General features: G+C 65.1%; 19 protein-coding genes. 10 read left to right on the plus strand and 9 right to left on the minus strand.

All coding sequences use genetic code 11. The features are described 5' to 3' along the window. The first annotated feature begins 44 nt into the window (after positions 1-44). Positions 45-647, plus strand: coding sequence for a glycerol-3-phosphate 1-O-acyltransferase PlsY (gene plsY / locus K8I04_11150; GenBank protein ID MBZ0072265.1), 603 nt, complete (start codon positions 45-47; stop codon positions 645-647). A gap of 211 nt (positions 648-858) precedes the next feature. Here the strand turns inward: plsY and tsaD are convergent, their stop codons facing one another. Then, the gene (gene tsaD / locus K8I04_11155; GenBank protein ID MBZ0072266.1) at positions 859-1,890 is read right to left on the minus strand and encodes a tRNA (adenosine(37)-N6)-threonylcarbamoyltransferase complex transferase subunit TsaD; all 1,032 of its coding nucleotides are present in this window, start codon (positions 1,888-1,890) and stop codon (positions 859-861) included. Between the two features lie 155 nt (positions 1,891-2,045). On the opposite strand from tsaD, the gene rpsU reads away from it, so the two are divergent. From rpsU to metH, 6 genes are all read left to right on the plus strand, one after another. After that, positions 2,046-2,261: a 30S ribosomal protein S21 gene (rpsU, locus tag K8I04_11160; protein MBZ0072267.1), complete on the plus strand. Its 216-nt coding sequence runs from the start codon at positions 2,046-2,048 to the stop codon at positions 2,259-2,261. 20 nt (positions 2,262-2,281) lie between these two features. Next, positions 2,282-2,728, plus strand: a complete 447-nt coding sequence (locus tag K8I04_11165; protein MBZ0072268.1) for a GatB/YqeY domain-containing protein — start codon at positions 2,282-2,284, stop codon at positions 2,726-2,728. An 82-nt stretch (positions 2,729-2,810) separates the two neighbouring features. Next, complete coding sequence (gene dnaG / locus K8I04_11170; protein ID MBZ0072269.1) at positions 2,811-4,604, plus strand: DNA primase; 1,794 nt, start codon at positions 2,811-2,813, stop codon at positions 4,602-4,604. Positions 4,605-4,749: 145 nt separating this feature from the next. Further along, the gene (rpoD, locus tag K8I04_11175) at positions 4,750-6,606 is read left to right on the plus strand and encodes an RNA polymerase sigma factor RpoD (GenBank protein ID MBZ0072270.1); all 1,857 of its coding nucleotides are present in this window, start codon (positions 4,750-4,752) and stop codon (positions 6,604-6,606) included. Between the two features lie 902 nt (positions 6,607-7,508). Beyond that, positions 7,509-9,404 carry an ATP-binding cassette domain-containing protein gene (locus tag K8I04_11180; GenBank protein MBZ0072271.1) on the plus strand — a complete coding sequence of 632 codons (1,896 nt, stop codon included), beginning with the start codon at positions 7,509-7,511 and terminating at the stop codon, positions 9,402-9,404. Positions 9,405-9,758: 354 nt separating this feature from the next. Further along, entirely contained in the window at positions 9,759-13,460 is a 3,702-nt protein-coding gene (metH, locus tag K8I04_11185; GenBank protein MBZ0072272.1) for a methionine synthase, read from the plus strand. A 39-nt stretch (positions 13,461-13,499) separates the two neighbouring features. Here metH and K8I04_11190 read toward each other — a convergent pair whose 3' ends face one another. From K8I04_11190 to K8I04_11200, 3 genes are all read right to left on the minus strand, one after another. Next, positions 13,500-13,973, minus strand: coding sequence for a glycine zipper 2TM domain-containing protein (locus K8I04_11190; GenBank protein ID MBZ0072273.1), 474 nt, complete (start codon positions 13,971-13,973; stop codon positions 13,500-13,502). A gap of 92 nt (positions 13,974-14,065) precedes the next feature. Next, positions 14,066-14,614 carry a TlpA family protein disulfide reductase gene (locus K8I04_11195; protein MBZ0072274.1) on the minus strand — a complete coding sequence of 183 codons (549 nt, stop codon included), beginning with the start codon at positions 14,612-14,614 and terminating at the stop codon, positions 14,066-14,068. A 2-nt stretch (positions 14,615-14,616) separates the two neighbouring features. Continuing rightward, entirely contained in the window at positions 14,617-15,246 is a 630-nt protein-coding gene (locus tag K8I04_11200; protein ID MBZ0072275.1) for a hypothetical protein, read from the minus strand. 128 nt (positions 15,247-15,374) lie between these two features. Between K8I04_11200 and K8I04_11205 the strand changes: the two genes are divergently transcribed. Both K8I04_11205 and K8I04_11210 read left to right on the plus strand, forming a co-directional pair. Beyond that, entirely contained in the window at positions 15,375-15,632 is a 258-nt protein-coding gene (locus tag K8I04_11205) for a hypothetical protein (protein MBZ0072276.1), read from the plus strand. A gap of 302 nt (positions 15,633-15,934) precedes the next feature. Beyond that, positions 15,935-16,576, plus strand: coding sequence for a TusE/DsrC/DsvC family sulfur relay protein (locus K8I04_11210; GenBank protein ID MBZ0072277.1), 642 nt, complete (start codon positions 15,935-15,937; stop codon positions 16,574-16,576). A 77-nt stretch (positions 16,577-16,653) separates the two neighbouring features. Here the strand turns inward: K8I04_11210 and K8I04_11215 are convergent, their stop codons facing one another. After that, positions 16,654-17,091, minus strand: coding sequence for an Rrf2 family transcriptional regulator (locus K8I04_11215; GenBank protein ID MBZ0072278.1), 438 nt, complete (start codon positions 17,089-17,091; stop codon positions 16,654-16,656). 192 nt (positions 17,092-17,283) lie between these two features. Continuing rightward, positions 17,284-17,886: a CBS domain-containing protein gene (locus K8I04_11220; GenBank protein ID MBZ0072279.1), complete on the minus strand. Its 603-nt coding sequence runs from the start codon at positions 17,884-17,886 to the stop codon at positions 17,284-17,286. Between the two features lie 300 nt (positions 17,887-18,186). Between K8I04_11220 and K8I04_11225 the strand changes: the two genes are divergently transcribed. Continuing rightward, positions 18,187-20,508, plus strand: coding sequence for an RNA-binding transcriptional accessory protein (locus tag K8I04_11225; protein MBZ0072280.1), 2,322 nt, complete (start codon positions 18,187-18,189; stop codon positions 20,506-20,508). A 205-nt stretch (positions 20,509-20,713) separates the two neighbouring features. Here the strand turns inward: K8I04_11225 and K8I04_11230 are convergent, their stop codons facing one another. The 3 genes from K8I04_11230 to K8I04_11240 all read right to left on the minus strand — a co-directional run bounded on the left by K8I04_11230 (position 20,714) and on the right by K8I04_11240 (position 23,961). Then, positions 20,714-21,799 (minus strand): NAD-dependent epimerase/dehydratase family protein, encoded by a 1,086-nt coding sequence (locus K8I04_11230; GenBank protein MBZ0072281.1) that lies wholly within the window; start codon positions 21,797-21,799, stop codon positions 20,714-20,716. 213 nt (positions 21,800-22,012) lie between these two features. Further along, on the minus strand, positions 22,013-23,083 hold the full coding sequence (locus K8I04_11235) for a GGDEF domain-containing protein (protein ID MBZ0072282.1): 1,071 nt from the start codon (positions 23,081-23,083) through the stop codon (positions 22,013-22,015). Continuing rightward, entirely contained in the window at positions 23,080-23,961 is an 882-nt protein-coding gene (locus K8I04_11240; GenBank protein MBZ0072283.1) for a PhnD/SsuA/transferrin family substrate-binding protein, read from the minus strand. Before K8I04_11240 ends, K8I04_11235 begins: the two co-directional genes overlap by 4 nt. Between the last annotated feature and the right edge of the window lie 180 nt (positions 23,962-24,141).

Genomic DNA, 24,141 nt, shown 5'->3' on the forward strand with positions numbered 1-24,141 from the left:
GCCGCTCGCTTGTCTCGCACCACCAGCGCTTGTATCTTCCGCCCATGCTGAACACCGCGCTCATCGTTATCGCCGCCTACCTGCTCGGATCGATCGCCTCCGCGATCATCGTTGGCCGCCTGCTGGGTGCGGGCGATCCGCGTACGGCGGGCTCGCGCAACCCCGGCGCCACCAACATGCTGCGCATCGGCGGCAAGAAGGCCGGCGCCCTCACCCTGGTCGGTGACATGCTCAAGGGCCTGCTGGCGGTGCTGCTCGCGCGTGCCATCGGCGCCGGCGCGGACGTGCAGGCCCTGGCCGCCGGCGCGGCGTTCCTCGGCCACCTGTTCCCGGTGTTCTTCGGCTTTCGCGGCGGCAAGGGGGTTGCCACCGCCCTCGGCGCCCTGCTGGGGCTGCAGTGGCAGGTCGGTCTGCTGGTGATCGCGACCTGGCTGGCCATGGCCGCGCTGTTCCGCTATTCCTCGCTGGCGGCGCTGATCGCCGCGGCCGCCGCACCGTTCTATATGGCGTGGCTGCGCCCGGAACCGGCCTTCATCCTCGCCAGCGTCGTCATGGGGGTGCTGCTGTACTGGCGGCACCGCTCCAATATCCGCAAGCTGCTGGCCGGCACGGAAGGCCGGATCCACCTGGGCTCCAAGCGCGGTTGAGGGTAAGGGCACGTAACTAAACCCTTCTTGGCCACGGAACAACACGGAACAACACGGGAAAAAGCTCGGTGTACAAGGCGCGAGAACTACACCGCAGGTGGTGATCCTGGGTGCACACGATGAATTCTTTCCGTATCGTTTCGTGGCCTAGAAGGGCGTAAGTAAGCGCCTTCCGGTCAAAGGGTAGGTCGGGGTGTGACCGAAGGCGTGCTCACGCCGGCAGGGGCGGCAGGTCGGTGAGCAGCCAGCGCGCCCGTGCCTCGATGGCCAGCGGCTCGTGCTGGCCGGCCTGCAGGCGGCAGAAGCCCGCATAGGCGATCATCGCCGCGTTGTCGGTACAGAAGGCCGGACGCGGGTAATACACCCGTCCGCCGCGCGCCTCGGCCAGTTCCTTGAGCCGCGCCCGTAGCGCCTGGTTGGCGCCGACGCCGCCGGCCACCACCAGCCGCTGCAGCCCGGTCGCCTCCAGTGCCCGTCGGCATTTGATGGCGAGCGTGTCCACCACGGCGTCTTCGAAGGCGCGGGCGATGTCGGCGCGCGTCTGATCAGCCCCGATCCGATCGGGCGCCGCCCCACGCAGCGTGGTCAGCGCGCACGTCTTCAGGCCACTGAAGCTGAAATCCAGCCCCGGCCGATCGGTCATCGGCCGCGGAAAACGGAAGCGCGTCGGATCGCCCTGTTGCGCCAGCCGGGCCAGTTCCGGCCCGCCCGGGTAGGGCAGACCCAGCAGTTTGGCCGTCTTGTCGAAGGCCTCGCCGGCCGCGTCGTCCACCGATTCGCCCAGCAATTGATAGGCACCGACCCCATCGACCCGCACCAGCAGGGTGTGGCCGCCGGACACCAGCAGGGCGACGAAGGGAAACGCCGGGGGATCGGCCTCCAGCATGGGCGCGAGCAGGTGGCCTTCCATATGGTGCACGGCCACCGCCGGCACGCCCCAGGCCCAGGCCAGGCTGCGCCCCAGGGATGCCCCCACCAGCAGCGCCCCGATCAGTCCGGGTCCGGCGGTGTAGGCGACACCGGTGACCTCGTCCCGCCCGACGCCCGTCTGCGCGAACACGTCCTTGAGCAACGGCACCAACTTGCGCACATGGTCGCGGGACGCCAGTTCGGGCACCACCCCCCCATAGGGCGCATGCACCTCGACCTGGCTGTAGAGGGCGTGACCGATCAGGCCGCGCGCCTCATCGTAGAGGGCGACGCCGGTTTCGTCACAGGAGGTTTCGATGCCGAGTACGAGCATGGCGGCATTGTCCCCGGCCAAGGCCGGCCCGCACAAGCGGGATTTTGCTTTCGGCCGCCCAAGGGATTAGAATCCGTCCCCCTTTAGGCCCTTGGCTTCAGGACCGTGCCGGTTCGAGGCCGCGGAATCACACACCGTTCGAGGTAATAGATTTTATGCCCAGTGTTCGTGTACGCGAAAACGAACCGTTCGAAGTCGCCCTGCGCCGCTTCAAGCGTTCCTGCGAAAAGGCCGGCATCCTCTCCGAGGTGCGCCGCCGCGAGTTCTACGAAAAGCCCACCCAGGAGCGTAAGCGCAAGCGTGCCGCCGCGGTCAAACGTCATCTGAAGAAGATCTCGCGCGACGTCTCCCGTCGCACCCGCAACTACTGATTGCAGTCCGGGACAAGCGCATGTCGCTGAAGGCACATGTCCGGGAGGATATGAAGGCCGCCATGCGCAGCGGCGACAAGCGGCGCTTGGGCGTTATCCGGCTCATCCTGGCTGCCATCACCCAGCGCGAGGTCGATGAGCGCATCGAACTCGATGCTGCGCAGACCCTGGCCGTGCTCGACAAGATGCTCAAGCAGCGGCGGGAATCCCTCACCCAGTACGAGCAGGCCGGCCGTACCGATCTGGCGGAGCAGGAAGGCTTCGAGATCGGCGTGATCCAGACCTATCTGCCGCAGCCGCTCACGCCGACCGAGATCGACGACCTGATCGCCGCCGCCATCGCCACGACCGGGGCCGCCGGCATCAAGGACATGGGTAAGGTAATGGCCATCCTCAAGCCCAAGCTCCAGGGTCGTGCCGACATGGGCGCGGTCAGCGGCCAGATCAAAGTCAAGCTCGGTGGCTGAGACCGGCGCCGATCGCGCACTTTCCCGCCACGACCCCACCTAGCCGCTGACGCGGCGCACAGCCATCGCCTATGATGCCGCCATGGCCGGCCGGATACCCCAGCAGTTCATCGACGATCTGATGCAGCGCGTCGACATCGTCGCGGTGATCGACGGCCGCGTGCCGCTGAAGAAGGCCGGCCGCGAATACCAGGCCTGTTGTCCGTTCCACAACGAGAAGACCCCCTCTTTCACGGTCAGCCCGACCAAGCAGTTCTTCCACTGCTTCGGCTGTGGCGCGCATGGCACCGCGCTCGGCTTCCTGATGGACTACGAACACATGGAATTCGTAGAGGCGGTCGAAGAGTTGGCACGCTCGGTGGGGCTGGAGGTGCCGCGCGAACCGGGTGCCGGCGCGGCACATGACCGCAGGGACGTCACCGCACCGCTCTACGACCTCCTCGAGCAGGCCGCGAAGCACTTCCGCCAGCAGCTCCGTCAGCACCCCGAGGCCGGCCGCGCCGTCGGTTACCTGAGAGACCGCGGCCTGAGCGGCGAGATCGCCCAGGCCTACGGGCTGGGTTATGCCCCGCCCGGCTGGGATAACCTCCTCCGGGCACTCGGTAGCGGGCCGGAGTATCAGGCCCGGATGGAGAACGCCGGCCTGCTCATCAAGAAGGACAACGGCGAGGTCTATGACCGGTTCCGTAATCGCATCATGTTCCCGATCCATGACCGGCGCGGGCGGGTGATCGGCTTCGGCGGGCGGGTCCTCGGCGATGACACGCCCAAGTACCTGAATTCACCCGAGACGCCCGTCTTCCACAAGGGCCGCGAACTCTACGGCCTGTTCGAGGCCCGCAAGCGCGAACGCAAACTCGAGCGGCTGCTGGTGGTCGAGGGCTACATGGACGTGGTCGCCCTGGCGCAGTTCGACATTGGCAATGTCGTCGCCACCCTGGGCACCGCGACCACCCATGAGCACCTGGAACAGCTCTACCGGGTGGTGCCCGAGGTGGTGTTCTGCTTCGATGGCGACCGCGCCGGGCGGGCCGCGGCCTGGCGGGCGCTGGAGAATGTGTTGCCGGTGCTCAAGGACGGGCGCCAGGCGCGCTTCCTGTTCCTGCCCGAGGGCGAGGATCCTGACACGCTGGTGCGCAAAGAGGGCAAGGATGCCTTCCTGCAGCGCGCCGGACACTCCACCCCATTGTCGGAATTTCTTTATGAAGCTTTGGGGGCGCAAGTCGATACAGCCAGCATGGATGGGCGCGCGCGTCTGGTGGAACTGGCAAAACCCTTGTTGAATCAGGTCCCCACAGGCGTGTTTCGACGCATGCTGGTCGACCGGCTGGAGGACGTTGCCCATCTGCCACGGCATGCGCTGGCAGATCTGCACGGCCAGCCGCTGCCGGCGGCTGCGGCGGCAACCGTTGCGCCGCCGCTGTTCAGGCCATCGCAGCCACGCCGCGGCGGGATCAGCCCCGTGCGCCGGCTCATTACCCTGCTGTTGCAGGAACCGCGCCTCGGCAGCCTGGTTGCGGAACCTCGGCAACTGGCGGATGTCTCTCTGCAGGGCATCCCGTTGCTGGTCGAACTGATTGACTTTCTGAAGAATCACCCCCACATCCATACCGGTGGCCTGATCGAACACTGGCGTGGTACCGACACCGGGCAGCATCTGGCCAGGCTGGCCATGGAGCCGGCGCCCAGGTTGGTCGGCGATCTGGAACGGGAATTCCTCGACGGTATCGCGCATCTCATGGCGAAGCCGCTCGACCACCGCCGGGAGGCCAGGATCGCGGAGCTGTCGCGCAAACCGCCCAGCGAGCTGTCTGTCGAGGAAAAGGAGGAACTGAAGATTTTACTGAAACGGGTAGAGCGATCTGCCGGTACGTGACCCAGGCTCCAGTGGAGTCCAGCCGCGAACACCTATTAGCGGCTGGTAATATGCAAGGCCATCCACTACACTGGAGGATTCATTTTTTACGCCGACCCCGCGAAGCAGTGCGTGCGGGACAGGCCACCTAAATCAGCGGACCTACATGAATCAAGAGCAGCAGTCTCAGTTGAAGTTGTTGATTGCCAAAGGCAAAGAACAGGGTTTCCTGACCTATGCCGAGGTCAATGACCACTTGCCCGATGAGATCGTCGATCCGGAGCAGATCGAAGACATCATCAACATGATCAACGATATGGGTATTTCCGTCCACGAGGAGACGCCGGACGCGGATACCCTGTTGCTCAGCCGCTCGGCGGTCACCGACGAAGACGCCGCGGAAGAGGCGGCAGCGGCCCTGGCCACCGTCGACAGCGAGTTCGGCCGCACCACCGACCCGGTGCGCATGTACATGCGCGAAATGGGGACCGTGGAACTGCTCACCCGCGAAGGCGAGATCGTGATCGCCAAACGCATCGAGGACGGTCTGCGCCAGGTGCTGTCGGCGCTCTCGAGCTACCCCGACTCCATCGCCCTGCTGCTCAACGAATACAGCAAGGTCGAGGCCGGCGAAGTCCGGCTATCCGACCTGATCGTCGGCTTCATCGACCCGAACGCCGACGATGCCGTCATTCCGCCTCCGGCGGAGGCCCGCCCCGTGGTCGATGACGCGACCACCAACTCCCGGACCGCGGCCAGCAATGATGACGACGACGACGACGAGAGCAGCGACACCGAGACCAGTGTCCTCGATACGGGGCCGGACCCGGAAGAGGCGCGCGTGCGCTTCACCGAACTGGCGTCCCTGTACGAAAAATGCATGACCACGAAGTCGGCCAAGCAACTGGAGAAGCACCGCGCCGCACTGAGCGAGATCTTCATGCAGCTCAAGCTGGTGCCGCGCATCGTCGACGAGATGACCCACCGCCTGCGCAGCATGGTCGGGCGCATCCGCGGTCACGAACGGGTGATCATGGACATCGCCGTCAATCGCGCCCAGATGCCGCGCCGGGACTTCATCACCTCGTTTCCGGACAACGAGACCAACCTGCAGTGGGGAGACAAGGAGATCAAGGCAGGCCACGCCTACTCCGCCGCCCTGGGGCAGTTCCGCGACGACATCCGCCGGGCCCAGAACCGCCTGATCGCCATCGAGCAGGAGACGGGGCAGACCATCAGCGACATCAAGGACATCAATCGCCGCATGTCCATCGGCGAGGCCAAGGCCCGTCGTGCCAAGAAGGAAATGGTCGAGGCCAACCTGCGCCTGGTGATCTCCATCGCCAAGAAATACACCAACCGCGGCCTGCAGTTCCTGGACTTGATCCAGGAGGGCAACATCGGCCTGATGAAGGCGGTCGACAAGTTCGAATATCGCCGTGGCTACAAGTTCTCGACCTATGCGACCTGGTGGATCCGCCAGGCGATCACACGCTCGATCGCCGACCAGGCGCGCACCATCCGCATCCCGGTGCACATGATCGAGACCATCAACAAGCTGAACCGCATCTCCCGGCAGATGCTGCAGGAGATGGGTCGCGAGCCGACGCCGGAAGAACTGGCCGAACGCATGATGATGCCCGAGGACAAGGTGCGCAAAGTTCTCAAGATCGCCAAGGAACCGATCTCCATGGAGACGCCCATCGGCGATGATGAAGATTCACATCTCGGTGACTTCATCGAGGACGTCAGCATCATGTCGCCGGTCGACGCCGCTGCCGTAGAAGGCCTGCGCGAGGCCACCCAATCAGTGCTCTCCGGCCTGACACCGCGCGAGGCCAAGGTCCTGCGCATGCGCTTTGGCATCGACATGAACACCGACCACACCCTGGAAGAGGTCGGCAAGCAGTTCGATGTCACCCGCGAGCGCATCCGCCAGATCGAGGCCAAGGCGTTGCGCAAGCTGCGTCACCCCTCGCGCTCGGAAACACTGCGCAGCTTCCTGGAAATCGAAAGCAGCTGATTTTCAGTCAATACGCTCGCCGCGGAAGCCACCATTCATGGTGGCTTCCGCGTTTTGGGGTCGCGCACAAGCTGGATTATGGAGTTCAGCAGGGCTAAACGAAACTGCCGCAACCGTGTAGAATCCCCGCTTCACGGGCCTGTAGCTCAGTTGGTTAGAGCAGGGGACTCATCAAAGGTGCGTCCATGACCGAAAGGCATGGAATGAACGGGATGAATTCAGGGGAACCGCCACAGCGAGGCTGTCGGCAATCCTGAGCCAAGCCGGGGGTACACCTCCGGAAGGTGCAGAGACTACCTGAGGACTAGAGCGTCCTTAATGACAGGCTAGAGCGTCCCGCGCCCTAACAATCCGGTTGAGGGTGATGAGATAGTCCACTCCCGGTAGAAATATCGGGTACAAAGTGAATCCCTTGGTCCTCGGTTCGAGTCCGAGCGGGCCCACCATCTCCCGCGAGCCGCATAGCATCAGACGTAGTAGCCGCGTAATGAATCCCGACGTAATGGCACTGCGCGCTGCGCGATCCGGCGAGCTAAGTAGCGGATCTTTTTCAAGGTCGCCAGCGACCTTGGCGGAAGTAGTCGGTATTTTTTATACACACACCGCCGTCAAAAACATGACTCCCTGCCGGCTGATCGCACGCCGCTGAAACGAACTGCTTACATTATTCCAACACGCTGTTTTACATAAAAATTTACCGCGTTGGTTATAAATTAATCACGTTAACGTCCAACCAACAGCAGCGGGTTCCGGGCGGGTTTGACCCCAAATACTCCACATGGTTATCCACAGGATTTGTGGATAAGGGCTCGTCGTACCGAGCCCCTGCGAAGCTGGCATAATGCCGCGGCACCCGCCCGTCCCGGTCGGCGGCCAATCCCCTCGAGACCTCGTTACCCGTCATGCCCCTGATCTCTCTCACAGGCGTCCAACTCGACTTCGGCGGCCGCGCCTTGCTGGAGGCCGCCGATCTGAACCTGGAACCGGGTGAGCGCGTCTGCCTGATCGGCCGCAATGGTGCCGGCAAGTCCACGCTGCTGAAACTGATCGCCGGCGATCTGCAGCCGGACGGCGGCAGCATCGTGCGGCAACCGGGCCTGCGCTGCGCCCGCCTGACCCAGGACGTACCGGATGCCCTGCGCGGCACCGCCTTCGACGTGGTCGCCGGCGGGCTGGGTGAGATGGCCCCGCTGCTGTCGCACTACCACACCGCCAGCCTGGCCGTTGCCCAGGCGGCCACACCGGCCGCCTTGGACGAACTCGCACGGGTGCAGCATGCGCTCGAGAGCCGCGACGGCTGGCGCTGGCAACAGCAGGTCGAGACGGCCGTCTCCCGTCTCCGGCTCGATCCCGAGGCGGACTTCGCCAGCCTGTCCGGCGGCCTCAAGCGACGCACCCTGCTCGCCCGTGCCCTGGTGGCCGACCCCGATCTGCTGCTGCTCGACGAGCCCACCAATCACCTGGACCTGGCCGCCATCGACTGGCTGGAGGAGTTTCTGCTCGGCTTCAAGGGCACCCTGTTGTTCGTCACCCATGACCGCACACTCCTGCAACGGCTCGCGACCCGCATCATCGAACTCGATCGCGGCCGGCTGACGAGTTGGGATTGCGACTATCCGACCTACCTGGAGCGCAAGCAGGCGGCGCTGGAGGCGGAATCCCAGCAGAACGCCTTGTTCGACAAACGACTCTCGCAGGAAGAGGCCTGGATACGCCAAGGCATCAAGGCACGACGCACCCGCAACGAGGGCCGCGTGCGCGCCCTCGAGGCCATGCGGGCGGAGCGCCGCCTGCGGCGCGAACGTGAGGGCACCGCACGTCTGCGGCTGCCGGAGGCGGAACGCTCCGGACAACTGGTCGCAGAGGTCGAAGGCATTTCCTACGCCTGGGCCGACAAGACCATCGTGCGCGATTTCTCGACCACGCTCATGCGCGGTGACAAGGTGGGTATCATCGGCCCGAACGGCGCCGGCAAGACCACGCTGCTGCGCCTGCTGCTCGGCGAACTCACGCCCGACCGCGGGCGCGTGCGCCTGGGCACACGCCTGGAGATTGCCTATTTCGATCAGAACCGCAGCGACATCGATCCGCACAGGAGCGTCCTGGACAACCTCGCCCATGGCCGTGAGAGGATCAGCATCAACGGCCAGGACCGCCATGTCATTTCCTATCTCCAGGATTTTCTGTTCGATCCCGAGCGTATCCGTCAGCCCGCGGGCACGCTGTCCGGCGGTGAGCGTAATCGGCTACTGCTCGCGCGCCTGTTCACCCGCAGCTTCAACGTGCTGGTACTCGACGAACCGACCAACGACCTGGACATGGAAACCCTCGAACTGCTGGAGGAGCGCCTGCTGGAATACCAGGGTACGCTGCTGCTGGTCAGTCACGATCGCACCTTTCTCGACAACCTCGTCACCAGTACCCTGGTGTTCGAGGGCGATGGCCGCATCGGTGAATACGTCGGTGGTTATGCAGACTGGCTGCGGCAACGGGCCGCGCCTCCGGCTGCGGCGCCCGCCCCGAGTCCGGTCCCAGCGACCAAGACCCCATCAGCCCCCGCAGCCAGGCCCACCGTGGCCAGCAAGCTCAGCTACAAGGAACAGCGCGAGCTGGAACAGTTGCCGGCCCGCATCGAGTCGCTCGAGGGGCGCGTGCAGGCGCTGCAGGCCGAGATGAGCGATCCTGCCTTCTACAAACGCGACGGTGACGCCATTGCCGTCGCGCAGACCCGCCTGGCCGAACTCGAGGTGGAACTGCAGGCCGCCTATGCGCGCTGGGAACTGCTCGAGGCGCGCTGAACTCCACCGGCCGTGCCGGCTGCGTCTGTGCACCTGAATCCCATCAAGTTCTGCGTGGCCGCGGACGTCCCCTGCAGGCGGTCGATGGGCCAGAACGAACGGCTGCCGCAGCGCGACCGGATCAACGCCCGGCTGCGGCATGCGGTCAACGCCACTACCACACCCCGGGGCGTGCAGGTCACGCGTGTCCCAGGCTCAGGCACAACACCCCGTACACGGAGTTAGCAGCCGCGAAGTCCGTGTAATAAAGGTGGTTTCTGCGCCGCAGACCACCGCCGGGAAACGGGTCCGGGTTTGGCAAGCGGGCGCAACCTGCTAGACTGATTTGCTCCACAGCAGCATGCCGCCGACATTATGACCCCGCTCAAAGACCTCCTGCGAAGCCGCATCCTCATCCTGGATGGTGCCATGGGCACCATGATCCAGAGCTACAAGCTGGAGGAGGCGGATTACCGTGGCGAACGCTTCAAAGACTGGCCCTGTGACCTAAAGGGTAACAACGACCTGCTGTCGCTGACCCAACCGAAGATCATCGGCGACATCCATCGCGCCTATCTGGAGGCCGGTGCCGACATCCTCGAGACCAACACCTTCAACTCCACGGCCATCTCCATGGCCGATTATCAGCAACAGGACCTGGTCTACGAGCTGAATCTTGAATCGGCGAAGCTGGCGCGCGCGGCGGCGGATGCCTATGCCACACCTGACAAGCCACGCTTCGTCGCCGGCGTGCTCGGCCCGACCAACCGCACCGCCTCGCTATCGCCGGACGTGAACAACCCGGGGTACCGCAACACCAGCTTCGACGAGCTGCGCGATACCTATTACGAGGCGACCAAGGGCCTGGTCGACGGCGGCGCCGACATCATCCTCATCGAGACCATCTTCGACACCCTCAACGCCAAGGCGGCGGTGTTCGCGGTGGAGAGTTATTTCGAGGACAGCGGCAGGCACCTGCCGGTGATGATCTCTGGCACCATCACTGACGCCTCCGGTCGGACGCTGTCCGGCCAGACCGCCGAGGCCTTCTACAACTCGCTGCGCCATGCACGCCCGATCTCACTCGGCTTCAACTGCGCGCTCGGCGCCCAGCAACTGCGCGAGCACATCGACGAACTGGCCGGCATCGCCGACTGTGGTGTGAATGCCCACCCCAATGCGGGGCTGCCGAACGAGTTCGGTGAATACGACGAATCGCCCGAGGCCATGGCGAAAGAGATCGCCGAGTGGGCACAGGCGGGCTTCCTGAACATCATCGGTGGCTGCTGCGGCACCACCCCGGCGCACATCAAGGCCATCGCCGAGGCGGTCGCACCGTTCCCGCCCCGCAAAATCCCGGCGCACGACCACACGTTGCGTCTGGCCGGGCTGGAGCCGTGCAACATCCGCGCGGACTCCCTGTTCGTCAACGTCGGCGAGCGCACCAATGTCACCGGCTCGGCGCTGTTCAAGAAGATGATTCTCAACGGCGACTACGACAAGGCACTGGTGGTCGCGAGAAGCCAGGTCGAGAACGGCGCACAGATCATCGACATCAACATGGACGAGGGCATGCTCGACGGCCGCGAGGCCATGGTGACCTTCCTGAACCTGATCGCCGGTGAACCCGACATCTCGCGGGTGCCGATCATGCTGGACTCCTCGAAGTGGGAGATCCTCGAGGCCGGCCTGAAGTGCATCCAGGGCAAGGGTATCGTCAACTCGATCTCCATGAAGGAAGGCGAGGCCGCGTTCATCGAGCATGCCAGGCTGTGCCGCAAATACGGTGCCGCAGTCATCGTCATGGCCTTCGACGAGGCCGGCCAGGCCGACACCCAGGCACGCAAGGTGGAGATCTGTGCACGCGCCTACAAGATTCTCACGGAACAGGTCGGTTTCCCGCCCGAGGACATCATCTTCGATCCGAACATCTTTGCCATCGCCACCGGCATCGAGGAGCACAACAACTACGGTGTGGATTTCATCGAAGCCACGCGCACCATCAAGCAGAACCTGCCGCACGCCAAGATCTCCGGCGGCGTATCCAACGTGTCGTTCTCGTTCCGCGGCAACGACTCGGTGCGCGAGGCCATCCACGCCGTGTTCCTGTATCACGCCATCAAGGCCGGCATGGACATGGGCATCGTCAACGCGGGCCAGCTCGCCATCTACGCGGAGATCCCTGCCGAGCTGCGCGAGCGCGTCGAAGACGTCGTACTCAACCGTCGTCCGGATGCCACCGAACGCCTGCTGGAGATCGCTGACCGGCACAAGGGCGACGGCAGCGGTGCGGAAAAGAAAGAGGATCTTGCCTGGCGTGAACTGCCGGTCATCAAACGCCTGGAACATGCGCTGGTGAAGGGTATCGATGCCTTCGTCGTGGAGGACACCGAGGAGTGCCGGCAGCAGTTCGCGCGGCCGATCGAGGTGATCGAAGGCCCCTTGATGGACGGCATGAACGTGGTCGGTGACCTGTTCGGTGCCGGCAAGATGTTTCTGCCGCAGGTGGTGAAATCCGCGCGCGTAATGAAGAAGGCAGTGGCCTATCTGCTGCCCTATATCGAGGCCGGGAAGGATGCCGCCGCCAAGGCCAAGGGCAAGATCGTCATGGCCACCGTCAAGGGTGACGTACACGACATCGGCAAGAACATCGTCGGTGTGGTACTACAATGCAACAACTTCGAGGTCATCGACCTCGGCGTGATGGTGCCGGCACAGAAGATCCTCGACGCGGCGAAGCAGGAAAATGCCGACATGATCGGCCTGTCCGGCCTGATCACGCCGTCACTGGACGAGATGGCGCACGTCGCCAAGGAGATGCAGCGCCTGGGTTTCACCATACCCCTGCTGATCGGCGGCGCCACCACCTCGCGCGTGCACACCGCCGTAAAGATCGAACCCAATTACGGCGCCGCCACCGTCTACGTGAAGGATGCCTCACGGGCCGTGGGCGTGGCGCAGAATCTGGTCAGCGAAGGCATGTCCAGCGACTACATCGGGAAGATCAAGGCAGAATACGAGAGCGTGCGCGCCATGCACAAAGGCAAGGCACGCAAGACCGACTGGCTGACACTGGCCGACGCACGCGCGAACAAGGTGGCGCTCGACTGGAGCAGCTACACGCCACCCGAGCCGAAATTCCTCGGGCTGAAGGTCTTCGACAACTATTCGTTGAACGACATCGCCAAGTACATCGACTGGACACCCTTCTTCAAGACCTGGGAGCTGGCCGGCAGCTATCCGAAGATTCTCAAGGATCCGGCGGTCGGCGAGCACGCACGGCAGCTGTTCGACGACGCCCAGGCCATGCTCAAGCAGATCATCGACGAGGACTGGCTGCAGGCGCGCGGTGTCATCGGACTGTTCCCCGCCAACCGGGTGGGCGATGACGATATCGAAATCTATACCGATGCCTCGCGCGCCACGGTGCTCACAACACTGCACCACCTGCGCCAGCAGAACCGCAAGCCGCCGGGGCGTCCGAACCAGTGTCTGGCGGACTTCGTCGCGCCCAGATCAGCGGGACTCGACGACTACCTCGGTGCCTTTGCCGTCACGGCAGGACTCGGCATCGATGCGCACATCCAGCGCTTCCAGGCCGATAACGATGACTACAATGCGATCCTGCTCAAGGCGCTGGCCGATCGGCTCGCCGAGGCGTTCGCGGAACTCATCCACGCGCGCGTACGGAAGGAATTCTGGGGTTACACGGATGACGAAGGGCTCGCCAACGACGACCTCATTGCCGAGGCCTACCGCGGCATCCGCCCCGCGCCCGGCTATCCCGCCTGCCCCGACCACACCGAAAAGGCGCTGCTGTGGGCACTGATCGATCCGCTGAACAATGCCGGCATCCAGCTCACCGAGTCCTTCGCGATGTGGCCCGCCGCCGCCGTCAGTGGCTGGTATTTCAGCCGCCCCGAGGCGCGCTACTTCGGCGTGGGCAAGATCAACCGCGATCAGGTCGAGGACTATGCACGCCGCAAGGGGATGTCGGTGGAGAGCGCCGAGCGCTGGCTGGCGCCGGCACTGGGCTACGAGCCGGAGGACGAGGCCCGGGCGGCCGCCACCGGCTGACCGCACACCCGGGCCCGCGACGGCATTTTCCGGCGCGTGCTAGCCCTGAACCTGCCAGCTGCCGTCCGGCTGGCGGCAGGCGGTGCCGTAGACCTTCTCCGGCCGGCCACCCACCTGCGCATCGATGGTGTACTCCCGACAGGGTCCGCTCGAGGTCTCGTAGGTCCGGGTCGGCACCACGGTGTACTGATTGCCGGTATCGGGATTGCGCCATTGCGCCGGAACGCCGGTGCGCACCGTCTCCAGCGTCTGGGCGGTCTTCATACGGTCCACCTCGTCCATGGAATTGCCGATTGCCCCGCCGATGGCCGCGCCGGCCAGGGTGCCGGCGATGATCGCCGCCGTGCGGCCGTGCCCGCCGCCGACATTGGAGCCGAGCACCCCACCCAATATCCCACCGATGACCATGCCGGCCTGTTCCTGCTGACCCTGATTCGTCGCACAGCCCGCCGCCGCGATGGCCGCTGCGAGCGTTGCCATCGCCAGTGTCCCTTTCAGTGTTTTCCTCGTCATCGCCTTACTCCTGTGTAGCCGTGAAACCCCGCGGGCCCTGGGATTGAGTATAGGAAAGCGGGGCGTGACCATGTACGCCCGGCACTACCCGGTCACGGCGCGCGCCGCAGGGCCCGCAGTTCGTCCAGCAGGCCGGTATCATCCCATTCGCGACTGCCCACCGCGCGGTGGGTGATACGGCCCGCAGGATCGATGATGTAAGTGGTCGGCAGGCCGGTCACCGGGTATGCCTCGATCACCTTGGCCTGGGCATCGAACAGCAGGGGAAAATCCACCGGATAGTCGGCCAGAAAGAGGAACACCGTGTCCGCGTCTTCACCGACGTTGACACCCAGGAAGACGATCCCCTCGTCCTTGACCTGTTCCCAGCCACGCTGCATGGACGGCATCTCGGCGCGGCACGGCGGGCACCAGGTGGCCCAGAAATTCAACACCACCACCTGGCCCCGGTAGTCCGACAGCTTGTGCAGCTGGCCATCGAGATCTGGCAGTTCGAAATCCGGTGCGAGCCGGGGTGTCTGCGCCGGATGCAGGGCCTGGGCCGCCGCGGGCTCGGCGGCGGCCGGCGCAGACGCGAGCGCCAGCAGCGCACAACAGAATGCATACAACAGCCTGCCCGGCAAACCCTCTGCAGACGTCATGGTCATGGTGTCGCCTCCGCTGTGGCATCCTCGTCGGGTGCGCAACGCATCCCTGCCAGGGTCGCGGTATGCCGTTCGCCGCCCTGGTTCCAATGAATGACGAGATCAAAACTGTCACCCGGCGCAAGGTCGAAGACCGACATGCCCCAGTTGTAATCACCGGCATGGTAGGTCTGATGGGTCGGATACAGGGCCCACTCGAATGCGATGCGTGCCGACTGCGGCACCCCACGCTCTGCCCAGACCTCCGCCCAGTCCTCGCGGGTCTTCATCCCACGCGCCTGCCCGCCAGCCTGTGCGACCCAGTCCCGCAGGTCGTACTCGATCACGGCGGGTGCCGCGGGTGGTGACAGGTTCTTGAAGACGGTCTGGAAAACACAAGCTTGCGCAATCAGCTCGACGTCCGCGCGGGAAAAACCGCGCGCCAGAAAGAACGCACGGGACTGGTCCGGCAGACGTTGCACCAAGCGCAGCGACATCCCCGGCGCGCGCCATTCCCAGAACGGCAGCTGCGCATCCGCATCGGTACCGGTGATGAGTTCGGCGCAGGCGTTGGCCGACACGAGTAAAGCGGCGGCCGGCACAATCGCCAGGCCGCCGCTCATGACATGCTGTCGTCGTGGAGTGGGCATGGCCGCCATCATAGTACAGCCCTGCAGCGAAGGCACCTGGCGGCATTGACAGCGCCGCGGCGTACTCCGACAGTAGCACGAACAGCCGGCTGCGCCGGTCACGAGACCATCCGGAGTAAACCCATCCGATGCTGCTCCTACACGCATGCGCACGCGGCGGGCCGACCCACGAGCGCCGTGGTATTTCGATCTGGGTGGATGCCGTCGATACCGCTCAGGCGCAGCGTCAGGCCACGCAGGCGCTGACGACCGCGGGCTGGGAGCTGCTGGACATCGACAGTATCATGACAACAACCGCCGATGATTATTTTCGCACCTGCCCCAGCCAGCAGGCCTTCGAACGCGCCCGGGTCCACGGCATCGCCTGGCGGTTCGACGACGAATAGCTTCATGCGCTGCCAACGGCCGTCGACCTGATTCCCACACACCGACTGCCGCATCATGCACGCCGCCAGGAGGTATCTTGACTAACGGTCAAGGTACCGAAAATATCGGAGAAATCATGCTTGAACAAAAATTCTGGGAATCTGCCGTTTAAGACCGGCGTGACCCAGACGATACGCCCACTGCACCTATCCCATCCGAGATAAAGAGGCATGGGCAATACTTGTTAAAATGGCGGACAGCGCGTTAGAGTAAGGCCATAGCGCCGGCGTCCACTGACGCCATAAAGGCCCGGAGAGAGATCATGCTGCTTATCTACGTGTCGATGAAACACACCCATGAGCCGCTGAAGCGGACGCCGGTGACGCTCATGCTGGATACGGACCCGGATAACCCCATCGAAGGTGTCACGGACCGGCTGGGTATCGCGGAGTTCGACCTCCCACCGAGTATCGGCAAGGTCGTGATCGCAGGTGTCACGCGTTATCACGGCCGCCTGGATGGTAACGTCGAGATCGGTATCTGGTCGTTGACCGATGGCGACGTGGTGGATGAACACGGCGCCCCGGGCGTCGCCGGCGGCAGCACCGCCTACCCTAACATGAAGACCCGCACGCTCAAGGTCAACGGCCACGAGGTCACCACCGACAGCGAGGGTTATCTGGTGGATCTGGCCGACTGGTCGGAGGATTTCGTCCGCGCCCAGGCCGCGTACGAAGGGCTGGAGCTGAACAGTCAGCACTGGGAAGTCATCCGCTTCCTGCGCAGCCAGTATGAGAAGCGCATGGTTCAGGCCAACGTGCGCGACGTCATCAAGCACTTCCGTAAGATCTGGGGACCGGAACAGGGCAGCAACCACTACCTGCACGACCTGTTCCCGCGCGGCGGGCCGCAGAAGCAGGGCAACCGCCTGGCGGGCCTGCTACGCGTCAAGGGCGAGCACTGAGGGAAGGGGCAACCGGTACCACCGGGCCTCGGGCCGCGCCCCGCCACACCCCATCACGGGAACCGGCCGGGACCGCCTCACGCCACCTTGAGCAGCGCCGCCAGCTGATCCCGGTTGCGCATGACGTCCGCCAGGGTGTATCCATCCAGCACGGCATAAAATGCCTGCAATGCGCGCTGCAGTATCCCCCGCAGCGCGCAGGCCGGCTCGATACGACACCGTGAGGAATCGGCTGCGAAGCACTCCACCAGTGAGGTGCTGGATTCCGTGCCCCGCACCAGCTGGCCGAGATTGATCTGCTCGGGCTGCATCCCAAGACGTACACCGCCACTCTTGCCCCGCACGGTTTCGACGTATCCCTGCTGGCCGAGATAATGGACCACCTTCATGAGATGGTTCTTGGAAATCCCATGGGCCACGGCGATATCCGCGCTGGTGACCAGCTCGTCCTCGGGATGCAGCGCGAGATAGATCAGCACGCGCATACTGTAGTCGGTAAATGTCGTCAATCGCATGAGAACAACTCACTTAAAAACACTTTCACCGCGGTGACATGCGGGAGATACCGAGATCCACAACCTCCCGCACACGCCCGTCGCCCCCCAGCGTACGCGTGCTGGGGGGGTAGCGGTTTGAAAGGTGTGGTCGTGTCCGCATTTACCTCGGTGTTGCTGTGGCAAATGCGGTGCCCTGAGGCCTCCGGTGATTTACAGGCCGGGCGCCATCAGCAGCCCCTTGATGACCGTCGAGCGACTCACAATGCCGGTAACACGGTTCCGCTCGTCGGTGACAACCAGGGTTTTGACCTCTGTCTGACGCATGCGTTCACAGGCATCGTTCAGCGTATCCTGCTCGCGCACTGTGACGACGGCTGACGACATGAGGTCCGCCACCCGTCCCGCCAGCGTCGGTGTGCTGTGATGGTGGCCGGTGAGAGTATCCCACAAGTCGTGTAAACGCGAGCCCTTGCGGTGGTGGTGTGGCAGCCCCGCCAGCGTCAGCAGATCCGCTTCCGTGATGATGCCGAGCAGCTGCATGTCGGCATCGACTACCGGCAGGGCACTGACGTGGTGCTCAAGGAAACGCCGGCCGGCCTCCAGCAGGGGCTCATCCGCGCCGATGGTGAAGACCTCCCGGGCCATCAGATCCGCTACCGGCACGCTTTCCGCGCGCCGGATGAGTGCATGATTGACCGCACGCTCGTAGATTTCCATCAGGTCATCCAAGGTTACATCGATGTAGGTGGCGATCTCCCGCAGGGCTTGGCGCAGATCGTCACGCGTCACCATGACCAGGTCGATGCTCTGCATGACGTCCCTCCTCGCGGGTGGAAAACAGCCATTAAATATACATCTTTGAATATACATCTTTTCAGCAGACGGTACCTAGTCGCAGATACTTGGTCGCAGATGCTTGGCCGAGGCAATTTGACCCTGCAAATCGCCGGGTTTTCCGTACCGCGCTGCCCCACCCCCGGCTACGCGGCCGGCAGCGGCTGGAATCGGCGCAAACCTGCAAGACCTGTCCGCCGCGCGGTGCTCTGCTAGACTCGCCCGCCTGGCCACCGCAACCGGGGCCGGGCGCGGCCCCCAGCAGCAACGAGAATGTCCATGATCGACCTCATCCAACGCATTGCCCAGGAATTGTCCGCCCACCCCCGGCAGGTGCAGGCGGCCGTCGCGCTGCTCGACGAGGGCGCCACCGTGCCGTTCATCGCCCGCTACCGCAAAGAGGCCACCGGCGGCCTGGACGATACCCAGCTGCGCAACCTGGAAGAGCGCCTCGGCTATCTGCGCGCACTCGAGGAGCGCCGCGCGAGCGTGCTCAAGAGCATCGATGAACAGGGCAAGCTCACGCCCGAACTGAACACCGCTATCCTCGGCGCCGACACCAAGACCCGTCTGGAGGATCTCTACGCGCCCTACAAACCGAAGCGCCGCACCAAGGCCCAGATCGCCCGCGAAGCGGGTATCGAGCCGTTGCTGGATGCCCTGCTTACCGATCCGGCACTCGATCCGGAGACGGCTGCGGGAGACTATCTGAATGCCGACGCCGGCTTCGCCGATAGCGCCGCGGTGCTCGAGGGTGCGCGACAGCTCTTCATGGAGCGCGCCGCTGAGGACGCCGATCTGGTCGGCGCACTGCGCACGCTGGCCTGGGACACCGGCCTGCTGCAATCGAGCGTCATCGAAGGCCAGGAGCAGGCCGGCGCGAAGTTCAGTGACTACTTCGATTTCTCGGAACCGCTGCACAAGGTCCCCTCCCACCGCGCACTGGCGATGTTTCGCGGCCGCAGCGAGGGCGCGCTGCGCCTGAAGCTGTGCGTGCCCGGCCAGGATACCGCCGCGGCCGGCAACGCTACCCTCGCCGCGGGGGGCCGCTGCGAGGCACGCATCGCCGCATGCTTCGGTATTCAGGACCAGGGCCGCGCCGCGGACGGCTGGTTGGCAACCTCGGTGCGTTGGGCCTGGCGCGTGAAACTGCACTTGCAGCTGGAGAACGAACTGTTTCTGCGCCTGCGCGAGGCGGCGGAGGAGGAGGCCATCCGGGTGTTCGGCGAGAACCTGCGTGACCTGCTGCTGGCCGCGCCGGCCGGCCCGCGCGTCACCCTCGGCCTCGATCCCGGCCTGCGCACCGGCGTGAAGGCCGCCGTCGTCAACAGCACCGGTGCGCTGGTCGACCACACGACCATCTATCCGCACGAACCGAGAAGGCAGTGGGACGCATCCATCGCCACGCTCGCCGCGCTCATCACCAGGCACAAGGTCGAACTCGTCAGCATCGGCAACGGTACCGCCTCGCGCGAGACCGACCGGCTGGTGAAGGATCTCGCCAAGCGTCACCCGGAACTGGGGATCACCAGCCTGGTGGTGAGCGAGGCTGGCGCCTCGGTGTATTCGGCCTCCGAGTTCGCCGCCCACGAATTCCCCGATCTCGACGTGTCGCTGCGCGGCGCGGCCTCCATCGCGCGGCGCCTGCAGGACCCGCTCGCGGAACTGGTGAAGATCGAACCCAAGGCCATCGGCGTCGGCCAGTACCAGCACGATGTCAATCAATCACGCCTGGCACACAAGCTCGGTGCGGTCGTGGAGGATTGTGTGAATGCCGTCGGCGTGACCGTGAATACCGCTTCCGTCCCGCTGCTCGCGCGCGTCGCCGGGTTCTCGGAGACGCTGGCGCGTAACGTCGTCGCCCACCGCGACCAGCACGGCCCGTTCCGCAACCGCCAGCAACTGCTGCAGGTCGCACGCCTGGGTCCCAAGGCCTTCGAGCAGGCCGCCGGCTTTCTGCGCATCATGAACGGTGACAACCCGCTCGATGCCTCTGCCGTGCACCCCGAGGCCTATCCCGTGGTGGAGCGCATCCTGGCCCGGACGGGCCGCGACATCCGTGAACTCCTGGGCAACGGCGCCGTCCTGAAAACGCTCGCCGCCAACGAGTTCACCGACGAGCGCTTCGGTGAACCCACCGTGCGCGACATCATCCGCGAGTTGGACAAGCCTGGTCGCGACCCGCGCCCCGGGTTCAAGACCGCCAGCTTCAAGGACGGCGTGGAGAAGCTCTCCGATCTCCAGCCGGGCATGCTCCTCGAAGGCGTGGTCACCAATGTCGCCAACTTCGGCGCCTTCGTCGACATCGGCGTGCACCAGGACGGCCTGGTGCATATCTCCATGCTGGCGGATAAGTTCGTCAAGGACCCGCGCGAGGTGGTCAAGGCCGGCGACGTCGTGAAAGTGAAGGTGCTGGAGATCGACCAGGCGCGTAAGCGCATCAGCCTGAGCATGCGGCTTCACGATGAAGCCTCGGCGAAAGCACCGCGCGCACACGCCGACCGCGGCCGTCCCTCTCAGGCCAGGCGCGACAAGCCGCGCGCCGAACCCCCGCAACCCAGCGGCGCGATGGCCGAGGCGTTCGCGAGATTGAAGCGGTAGGGCGGGATTTGGGATTTGGGATTTGGGATTTGGGAAAGAGTGTGGAGCCCCTGGTTAGGGTGTCAATACCCTGAATCCCAAATGTTGAATCTCAGATCCAGCCCCCGTAGGAGCGGCATTCCTGCCGCGATCGGCGCAGCTCCCGACCCCCGAATCCCGAATCCCGAATCCTGGTTGCCGAATCCCGGCTGCCGCGGTCTGGACGTCAACCCCCGAATCCCGAATCCCGAATCCCAAATCCCGAATCCCGATTGCGATACACATGCACCATGTCGGGCAGGACATCTTCGAGCCGGTACCGTGGCTCGAAACCCAACAGCACCTCCGCCTGCACGGAACGGTAGCAGGCCGAATCCAGCAGGCGCGCCGCAAGTGTGCCGTTGAACGGTAGGCGACGGCGCAACAGCCGCTCGCCCAGATCGCCGACGCGGCCGAGCGCGCGCAGCAGGCCGGCCGGCACGCTCCATGCCGGAACCGGTCTGCCGAGGGCGGCCGCCATGGACGTGTAGATGCGCCGCGTCGAATAGGCCTCGCCGTCATCGACGATACACACCTGACCGGCGGCCTCGGCGCGCGTGCCGGCGGCGAGCAGCGCCGCGACCAGATCCTGCACGCTCACCATGGAACGGACGTTGTGCGTCTCCGGCACAGGCGGGAAGCTGCCCCGGTCGATGGCGCGCAGCATGGCGGCGAGATTGCCTTTCACCCCCGGACCGTACACCAGCGCCGGCCGCAGCACGCTGATCTCCACGCCGCGGCGCGCACCCTGCTCCAACAACCAGTCTTCGATCTCGCGTTTGATCCGGCCGTAGGGGTCAGTCGGCGCGCACATGCTGTGCTCGTTCAGGCATGCGTGTGCATCCTCGCTGCCGGCCTTGACGCTGCTGACGAACACGAGCCGGCGCACCCCGCCCTCGGCGGCGCAGCGGAACAGGTTCTGTGTGCCTTCCAGATTGATGTGGCGGTGACGTTCGAGTTCCGCCGGATCCGGGGTGGAGACGGCATGCGCGTAGCCGGCGAGGTGGAAGAGCGTGTCCACACCGTCCAGGAAGCCCTGCAGCGACGCCGGCTCGGTCAGGTCGCCGCAATGCCGGATCGCACCCGCAGGCATTATTGGCAGCGGCCGGCGCACGAGCAGTCGCAGCGGCACGGCACGCTCGCTCAGCGCCTGCAGCAACGCGCCGCCGACGAAGCCGCTCACCCCGGTCACGGCCGTCATGCCGATACTGCGCCCGTCCATTGTCACGTCCGCCGCATCCTCGTCGGTGCTCAGGGCAGATCCGTGAGCCATATCGCGATGCCCAGAAAGCAGGACGTGCCCCGGCGATGAAATCCATCCATCACAAGGGCTGGGAACTGCTCATGGGGCGCCTCATGATGCGCTGGTTGGAAAACAGCCTCCCATTGTCTGGGAGACACCGCTACGGGTCCAGCGCACCATCCGCGTTTCGGCAGAGGGCTGCGACCGACAATGACCACAACGGGGAGTACTGCCGACAGACCCCTAGGCACGAACCACCAGCGGCGGCCCCTCGCCCGCGGCGGCAACGACACGATTGCCGCCGGCCTGCTTGGCGAGATAGAGCGCGCAGTCGGCGCGCTCGATCAGTTTCGTCGGCGGCACCTCGCCGAACGGCACCAGCGCCGCCACGCCCAGGCTGAGCGTCACCCGCCCGGTCGCCGGGGCGGCCGGGTGTGCCAGTTCGAGCCCCTCCACGGCGGCGCGCATCTGCTCGGCGAGATGCCGCGCGCTGCTGAGCTCCGTGTCCGGCAGCACCACGACAAATTCCTCCCCACCGTAGCGCGCCACCAGATCCGCCGGGCGGACCGCCTGGCGGGCGAGCACCGCCGCCACCTGTCGCAGGCAGTCGTCGCCGGCCAGATGACCGAGCGCATCGTTGTAGGCCTTGAAGGCGTCCAGATCGGCCATGATCAACGCCAGTGGGGTCTGGCTGCGCCGTGCGCGCCGCCATTCCATCTCCAGCATCTGTTCGAAACGGCGCCGGTTGCCGATGCCCGTCAACCCGTCCTGGTGTGCCCATGCCTCGAGTACCCGCTGCTGCCGACTGCGATCCAGCAGCACCAGCAGCTGCCCGAACAGTGCCAGCAGCACCACCGTGCCACCGACGATCTGCAGGGTGTAGCGGCGGACCGCGACCCCGGCCCCGCGCAGATCCACCTCCAGCTTGAGACGCGCCTCGCGGGCATAGCCGTAGGTGATCGTCTGCGACAGCAGCAGACGATCCGTACCGTCCGCCCCGCTCGGTTCGCCACCATAGCGCGCCAGCACGAAGCCATCCTGTGTCTCCACCGACAGGTGGATGGCCTCAGGATGCTGCCGCCCCCAGCTGTCCACCAGCAGCTCGGCCAGATGGTATTGCTCACTGGTCAGCGACTCGGTGATCAAGCCGGCCAGAAACCCGAGCTCGGCCTTGGCCGCATCACGCTGACGGGCGTAGACCTCGTGATATTCGCGGCTGATCAGCAGGGCGTCCGCGACCAGGACCAGCACCAGCAGCAACGCCAATGTCGCCCAATAGAGGTCGCGGTGACGACCGGCGAGGTACCTGATCATGGCGTGCTACCCGCGCCCATCGGCCCCGCGGGCGTGGCCTCAGCCCCACCGAGCAGCTCGCGCAATGCCGCGTAGCCGCCAGCGTTCGCAGCGACGATGGCGGTGACCTCGGGACGGATTGCCCTGAGTACCGCCCGGCCCGACTCGCTGTCGCGCAGCGCGAGCAGGAGTTCGCGCAGGCGCGTCACCTGCGCCGGGGGAAGACGGGCACTGGCGACGAACAGATTCTCCGGGATCGGCGGTGTCACCGCGATCGCCCGCAGCCCCCGTGCCCGGTAGCGTTCGAAGACCTCCGCGCGCGCCGCGCCGGCGGCGTAGTCGCCCGACAGCACAGCCAGTGCCACATTTTCGGGGCTGCCGAGAAAGCGGTAGCCCCCCAGGTCCAGGAGATCGATGCCGGCCCGCCGCAACAGTTCGCGCGGCGCCCGGTAACCCGTCGCGGAATATTCACTGCCGAAGGCGAACAGCTGCCCGGTGAGCTGATCGAGATTGCGGATCGACGCATCCGACCGCACGAAGATCGTACCGTGAAACGCCGCGCGGCCGTCGACCTCCAACCGGCCGAGCAGCGGGCGTGGACCATAGCGCTCGACCAGCGACAGATAGGCGGTCGACGAGACGAAGGCGATATCCACGGCCGCACGGCCGACCTGCTCGATGTGCTGCGCGTGGCTGTGCGCGACGCGCAGCCGGACCTGAACCCCAAGCTGTCCAGTGAGGTACTGTGTGAGCGGCTGGAACCGCGCCTCCAGCTCGGTCGCGGCCAGATAGGGAGGCAGACCCAGAACGAGCCGGTCTGCCGGTGGCGCGGCCATCATCACAAGCGACCACAGCCCCAGCCCCAATGCAACCACGCCCTTCGCACCTATCCGCATCATGGGCTTGCATACCTCGGCCTGTGACCCAACCGGCAACGCCTCCGCAACGGCGGGCTGGTCCGCCGAACGCCGAAAGACCACAGTGAAAAGGTAGTTGAGACGCCTTGAAGAGGCAACCGGGGCACGCGTTCCGAGCCACCGGGCCATGCCGGCCGGCGGGCGCATGCTACACTGGAGCGC

It is taken from the genome of Gammaproteobacteria bacterium (assembly GCA_019911805.1).
Lineage (GTDB): Bacteria > Pseudomonadota > Gammaproteobacteria > Thiohalobacterales > Thiohalobacteraceae > JAHJQQ01.

Bases quoted from the DNA above. Each gene is read 5' to 3' on its own strand.
- K8I04_11190 (MBZ0072273.1), bottom strand. From the start codon at position 13,973: ATGACGAGGAAAACACTGAAAGGGACACTGGCGATGGCAACGCTCGCA.
- rpsU (MBZ0072267.1), top strand. From the start codon at position 2,046: ATGCCCAGTGTTCGTGTACGCGAAAACGAACCGTTCGAAGTCGCCCTG.
- metH (MBZ0072272.1), top strand. From the start codon at position 9,759: ATGACCCCGCTCAAAGACCTCCTGCGAAGCCGCATCCTCATCCTGGAT.
- K8I04_11195 (MBZ0072274.1), bottom strand. From the start codon at position 14,614: ATGACGTCTGCAGAGGGTTTGCCGGGCAGGCTGTTGTATGCATTCTGT.
- K8I04_11230 (MBZ0072281.1), bottom strand. From the start codon at position 21,799: ATGGCTCACGGATCTGCCCTGAGCACCGACGAGGATGCGGCGGACGTG.
- K8I04_11220 (MBZ0072279.1), bottom strand. From the start codon at position 17,886: ATGCAGAGCATCGACCTGGTCATGGTGACGCGTGACGATCTGCGCCAA.
- rpoD (MBZ0072270.1), top strand. From the start codon at position 4,750: ATGAATCAAGAGCAGCAGTCTCAGTTGAAGTTGTTGATTGCCAAAGGC.
- K8I04_11205 (MBZ0072276.1), top strand. From the start codon at position 15,375: ATGCTGCTCCTACACGCATGCGCACGCGGCGGGCCGACCCACGAGCGC.
- K8I04_11165 (MBZ0072268.1), top strand. From the start codon at position 2,282: ATGTCGCTGAAGGCACATGTCCGGGAGGATATGAAGGCCGCCATGCGC.
- K8I04_11200 (MBZ0072275.1), bottom strand. From the start codon at position 15,246: ATGCCCACTCCACGACGACAGCATGTCATGAGCGGCGGCCTGGCGATT.
- K8I04_11240 (MBZ0072283.1), bottom strand. From the start codon at position 23,961: ATGATGCGGATAGGTGCGAAGGGCGTGGTTGCATTGGGGCTGGGGCTG.
- K8I04_11210 (MBZ0072277.1), top strand. From the start codon at position 15,935: ATGCTGCTTATCTACGTGTCGATGAAACACACCCATGAGCCGCTGAAG.
- plsY (MBZ0072265.1), top strand. From the start codon at position 45: ATGCTGAACACCGCGCTCATCGTTATCGCCGCCTACCTGCTCGGATCG.
- K8I04_11180 (MBZ0072271.1), top strand. From the start codon at position 7,509: ATGCCCCTGATCTCTCTCACAGGCGTCCAACTCGACTTCGGCGGCCGC.
- tsaD (MBZ0072266.1), bottom strand. From the start codon at position 1,890: ATGCTCGTACTCGGCATCGAAACCTCCTGTGACGAAACCGGCGTCGCC.
- dnaG (MBZ0072269.1), top strand. From the start codon at position 2,811: ATGGCCGGCCGGATACCCCAGCAGTTCATCGACGATCTGATGCAGCGC.
- K8I04_11215 (MBZ0072278.1), bottom strand. From the start codon at position 17,091: ATGCGATTGACGACATTTACCGACTACAGTATGCGCGTGCTGATCTAT.
- K8I04_11225 (MBZ0072280.1), top strand. From the start codon at position 18,187: ATGATCGACCTCATCCAACGCATTGCCCAGGAATTGTCCGCCCACCCC.
- K8I04_11235 (MBZ0072282.1), bottom strand. From the start codon at position 23,083: ATGATCAGGTACCTCGCCGGTCGTCACCGCGACCTCTATTGGGCGACA.